The organism is Variovorax sp. 20P10.2.4 (assembly GCF_058244205.1).
Map to the genome: position 1 here is coordinate 1 of NZ_JBZAYE010000525.1, position 5,188 is coordinate 5,188.

A 5,188-nucleotide genomic window follows, 5' to 3' on the forward strand; every position below is an offset into this window, starting at 1 on the left:
CACACGCAGGACCGCGTGCCCTTCCGCGGCCGGCACCAGGCCGGCATCGTCACGCCGCGGCCGACGGCCGGCATGATCGCCTCCTTCTTCGTGCTGGCCGAGAACCGCGCCGACCTCGAGCGCCTGTTCCGCACGCTGACCGAGCGCATCGCCTTCCTCACGCAGGGCGGCCCGCAGACTGACCCCGACCCCAAGCTGCCGCCCGCGGGCTCCGGCATCCTCGGGCCGGTGGTGCAGCCCGACGGGCTCACCGTCACCGTCTCGGTCGGCACCTCGCTGTTCGACGAGCGCTTCGGCCTCGCGTCGAAGAAGCCCAGGCGGCTGAACCAGATGCAGCGCCATCCGAACGACGCGCTCGATGCCGCGCTGTGCCATGGCGACCTGTCGATCCAGTTCTGCGCCAACACGCCCGACACCAACATCCACGCGCTGCGCGACATCATCAAGAACACGCCCGACCTGCTGGTGCTGCACTGGAAGCAGGAGGGCACCGTGCCGCCGATTCCGGCCGTGCCCGGCAAGCCGGCCGAGAGCGCGCGCAACTTCCTCGGTTTTCGCGATGGCTCGGCCAATCCCGATTCGGCCGACGACACGCTGATGGACCGCATCGTCTGGGTGCCGGCCGGCGGCGACGAGCCGGCCTGGGCCGTGGGCGGCAGCTACCAGGCGGTGCGCATCATCCGCAACTTCGTCGAGCGCTGGGACCGCACGCCGCTGCAGGAGCAGGAGGCCATCATGGGCCGGCTCAAGCCCACGGGCGCGCCGATGGACGGCGGCAGGACCGAGCACGACGTGCCCGACTACGCGAAGGACCCCGAGGGCAAGACCACGCCGCTCGACGCGCACATCCGCCTGGCCAATCCGCGCACCAGGGCTTCGGACAAGAACCTGATGCTGCGGCGGCCCTTCAACTATTCGAACGGCGTCACCAAGTCGGGCCAGCTCGAGATGGGCCTCTTGTTCATCTGCTACCAGGCCAACCTCGAGGACGGCTTCATCGCCGTGCAGACGCGCCTCGACGGCGAGCCGCTCGAGGAATACATCAAGCCCATCGGCGGCGGCTTCTTCTTCACGCTGCCGGGCGTGCGCGACGAGGCCGACTGGCTCGGGCGCGGCCTGATGGCCGCCTGAGCGCGCCGCGCGCCCCCCCAAAGTTTTTTCACCACCCTCAGAACCAAGGAGATCCATGACCGTGCAGTTCCGCCGTCGCTTCCTCGCCACCTTCCTCGCAGGCATCGCCGGCCTCTACGCCGCCGGTGCGCAGGCGGCCGTGTCGCCGCTCGAGCTGGTCGGCCCGATCTCCGACTACAAGATCTACGTCGCCGAGAACGTGCGCAAGCTGGCCGCGGACACCCGTGCCTTCACCGCCGCGGTGAAGGCCGGTGACATCGAGAAGGCGAAGAAGCTGTACGCGCCGACGCGCACGAGCTACGAGCGCATCGAGCCGGTGGCCGAGCTGTTCAACGACCTCGACAAGTCCATCGACTCGCGCGCCGACGACCACGAGAAGGCCGAGAAGGACCCGGCCTTCGGCGGCTTCCACCGCATCGAGTACGGCCTGTGGGTGCAGAAGAGCACGAAGGAACTGAACCCCGTGGCCGACAAGCTGCTGGCCGACGTGCTCGAGCTGCAGAAACGCCTGGGCGCGCTGACCTTCCCGCCCGAGAAGGTGGTGGGCGGCGCCGCCGTGCTGATGGAGGAGGTCGCGGCCACCAAGATCTCGGGCGAGGAGAACCGCTACAGCCACACCGACCTGTGGGACTTCCAGTCCAACTTCGAGGGCGCCTTCAAGATCGTCGAGCTGCTGCGCCCGCTGGTGGTGAAGGAGAACAAGGCCTTCTCGGACAAGGCCGACGCCAACTTCAAGGTGGTGTTCGACACGCTCGCCAAGTACCGCACGCCCGACGGCGGCTTCGAAACCTATTCGAAGCTCAGCGAGCGCGACCGCAAGCTGCTGGCCGGCCGGGTCAACACGCTGGCCGAAGATCTGTCGAAGCTGCGCGGCATGCTCGGCCTGAACTGACCCTCGATCCCCGGTTCCACCGGGGTCGAAACGCACCGGCGCGGGGCGCGATCGTCGGATTTGTGGGGTCTTGGTCAGGTTTACGCGATTGAGAATTGATAGCATCCTGGTTTTGCTAACTGGCGCTCCCGGGGTTCCGAGCGCACTCCCACCGTGCAAACCAACAACATCGCCGCCCAGGCGGCCACTGCGCCGGCCTCCGCGGGCCTGCGCCTCGACCAGCTTCCCGATCATCAGTGGGCCACCGTGCTCGACGTCGCCCGGCCCGAAGGCGCGGAAGACCGCGAGCTGGTGCTGCGCCTGACCGAGATCGGCTTCGTGCCGGGCGAGTCGGTGCGCATCGTCGCCAGCGGCATGCCGGGCCGCGAGCCGATCGCGGTGCGGCTGGGCCACACCACCTTCGCGCTGCGTCGCCACGAGGCCGCGTTGATCCACGTGGCGCCGGGCGCCGAGGTGGCCGGAGGTGCGCGCCATGGTTGAGGCCGTGATCCAGGGCCCGGGCGGTTTCGCCGCCACCGGCCAGCCCAACCGCATCGCGCTGCTGGGCAATCCCAACTGCGGCAAGACCGCGCTGTTCAACCTGCTGACCGGCAGCCGCCAGAAGGTCGCCAACTACGCGGGCGTGACCGTCGAGCGCAAGGAAGGCAGCTTGCGCACGCCCGCGGGCCGGCGCGTGTTCGTGCTCGACCTGCCCGGTGCCTACAGCCTCAACGCGCTGTCGGCCGACGAGGCCGTCACGCGCGACGTCGTCACCGGCCAGAGCCAGGAGGCGCTGCCCGACCTGCTGGTCTGCGTGACCGACGCCACCAACCTGCGCCTGAACCTGCGCCTGGTGCTCGACGCCAAGAAGCTCGGCCTGCCGATGGTGGTCGCGCTCAACATGACCGACATGGCGCGCAAGCAGGGCATCGCGGTCGACACGGCCGTGCTGTCGCGCGAACTCGGCCTGCCGGTGATCGAGACCGTGGGCGTGCAGTCCGGTGGCGCGAAGGAATTGCTGGCCGTGCTCGACACCCCGGTGGCCGCGGCCACGCCGCAGCCGTGGCATGCGCCCGGCCTCGACGACGTGCTCGCCACCCAGCGCGAGGTGCGCCGCATCCTCGGCCTGGCGGTGAAGGAGCCCGCGAGCAGCCTGGTCACCAGCGACCGCATCGACCGCATCGTGATGCACCCGGTCTGGGGCATGCTGGTGCTCGCGGTCACCATGTTCCTGATGTTCCAGGCCGTGTTCAGCTGGGCCAACGTGCCGATGGACGCCATCAAGGCCGCCACCGAGGGCCTGGGCGAGCTGCTCAAGGCCCACATGCCCGAGGGCATGCTGCAGAGCCTGCTGGTCGACGGCGTGATCGCGGGCGTGGGCGGCGTGATCGTCTTCCTGCCGCAGATCCTGATCCTGTTCCTGTTCATCCTGGCGCTCGAGGATTCCGGCTACCTGCCGCGCGCGGCCTTCCTGCTCGACCGCGTGATGGGCACCGTGGGACTGTCGGGCCGCTCGTTCATCCCGCTGCTGTCGAGCTTCGCCTGCGCCATCCCGGGCGTGATGGCCACGCGCACCATCAGCAACTGGCGCGACCGCATCACCACCATCATGATCGCGCCGCTGATGACCTGTTCGGCGCGGCTGCCGGTCTATGCGCTGCTGATCGCGGCCTTCATCCCGGCGCGCACCGTGGCCGGCGTGTTCAACCTGCAGGGCGTGGTGCTGTTCGCGCTCTACGTCTTCGGCATCGTCTCGGCGATGCTGGTGGCCTGGGTGATGAAGCGCTTCCGCGACAACACGCAGCGCTCCTCGCTGATGATGGAACTGCCGGCCTACCGCTGGCCCAATCCGCGCAACCTGCTGCTGGGCCTGTACGAGCGTGCGTGGATCTTCATCCAGCGCGTGGGCACGATCATCCTCACGCTGACCATCCTGCTGTGGTTCCTCTCGACCTTCCCGTCGCCGCCCGAGGGCGCGACCGGACCGGCGATCCAGTACAGCCTGGCCGGCATGATCGGCCGCGGCCTCGAGCACATCTTCGCGCCCATCGGCTTCAACTGGCAGATCTCGATCGCGCTGGTGCCGGGCATGGCCGCGCGCGAAGTCGCGGTGGGCGCGCTGGGCACGGTCTACGCGCTCTCGGCCACCGGCGACGACGTGGCCGGCGCGCTCGAGCCGCTGATCGCCGGCAGCTGGTCGCTGGCGACCGCGCTGTCGCTGCTGGTCTGGTACGTGTTCGCGCCGCAATGCATCTCGACCCTGGCCACGGTCAAGCGCGAGACCGGCCAGTGGAAGTACGTGTGGATCATGGCGGGCTACCTGTTCGCGCTGGCCTACATCGCGTGCTTCATCACCTACCACGTTGCGGTGGCTCTCGGGGCGGGGTAAAACCGTCCCTGAAAGGCTAGCTTCCATGGCACAAGAACTGATCGTCGGATTGATCGTCGCGAGCGCCGCGTTCTACGCGGTCTGGCGCTGGATGCCCGCGGGCTGGCGGCGCAGCGCCGCGCGCAAGGTCGCCACCGGCACGCAGCGCGCCGGCCTCGTCGATGCCGAGCGCGCCGAGCAACTGGCGGCCTCGCTCGCCAAGACCTCGGGCTGCGGCTCGTGCGACAGCTGCAACAGCTGCGGTCCCAAATCCCCCCAGACCTCGGCTTCCTCCTCCGCCTCTTCGTCTTCCGCGCGCTGAGGCCAATGCCCGCGCACATCCTCGTCGCCGGCGGCGGCATCGGGGGGCTGGCCACCGCATTGGCGCTGGCCGGCGGTGGCCATCGCGTCGACGTGTTCGAGCAGGCTGCCGCCTTCGGCGACATCGGCGCCGGCGTGCAGCTCGGCCCCAACGTCACGCGGCGACTCGCACGGCTCGGCCTCGAAAACTCCCTCGCACGGGTCGCCGCGCAGCCCGAAGCGCTGGTGGTGCGCAGCGCCGGCAGCGGCAGCGAGATCGGTCGGCTCGCGCTCGGCGCCGCCATGCGTGAACGCTACGGCGCCCCCTACCTCTGCATCCACCGCGCCGACCTGCATGGGCTGCTGCTCGAGGCCGTGCGTGCGCGCGGCACCGGCGCGCTCGTGACCGCCGCGCAGATCGAGCGCGTGGAGCTCAGCGACGAGCTCGTGTGCGTGTCGAGCAGCGACGCGCGCGCCTGGGAGGGCGAGGCGGTGATCGGTGCCGACGGCCTCTGGAG

6 protein-coding genes are annotated in these 5,188 nt (G+C 69.6%); all 6 read left to right on the forward strand.

The features are described from left to right. Positions 1-1,131, forward strand: a 1,131-nt coding sequence (efeB, locus tag AC27VN_RS32015) for an iron uptake transporter deferrochelatase/peroxidase subunit (RefSeq protein WP_490879164.1), incomplete at its 5' end; no start/stop codon positions are given. A gap of 55 nt (positions 1,132-1,186) precedes the next feature. Further along, entirely contained in the window at positions 1,187-2,023 is an 837-nt protein-coding gene (efeO, locus tag AC27VN_RS32020) for an iron uptake system protein EfeO (protein ID WP_296780224.1), read from the forward strand. Between the two features lie 153 nt (positions 2,024-2,176). Then, on the forward strand, positions 2,177-2,503 hold the full coding sequence (locus tag AC27VN_RS32025) for a FeoA family protein (RefSeq protein WP_490879165.1): 327 nt from the start codon (positions 2,177-2,179) through the stop codon (positions 2,501-2,503). Then, positions 2,496-4,391, forward strand: coding sequence for a ferrous iron transporter B (gene feoB, locus AC27VN_RS32030; RefSeq protein ID WP_093349278.1), 1,896 nt, complete (start codon positions 2,496-2,498; stop codon positions 4,389-4,391). The genes AC27VN_RS32025 and feoB overlap by 8 nt, the downstream gene beginning before the upstream one ends. A gap of 25 nt (positions 4,392-4,416) precedes the next feature. After that, positions 4,417-4,692, forward strand: coding sequence for a DUF6587 family protein (locus AC27VN_RS32035; protein WP_490879166.1), 276 nt, complete (start codon positions 4,417-4,419; stop codon positions 4,690-4,692). A 5-nt stretch (positions 4,693-4,697) separates the two neighbouring features. Beyond that, a partial coding sequence (locus tag AC27VN_RS32040) for an FAD-dependent monooxygenase (RefSeq protein ID WP_490879167.1) occupies positions 4,698-5,188 on the forward strand: 491 nt, incomplete at its 3' end.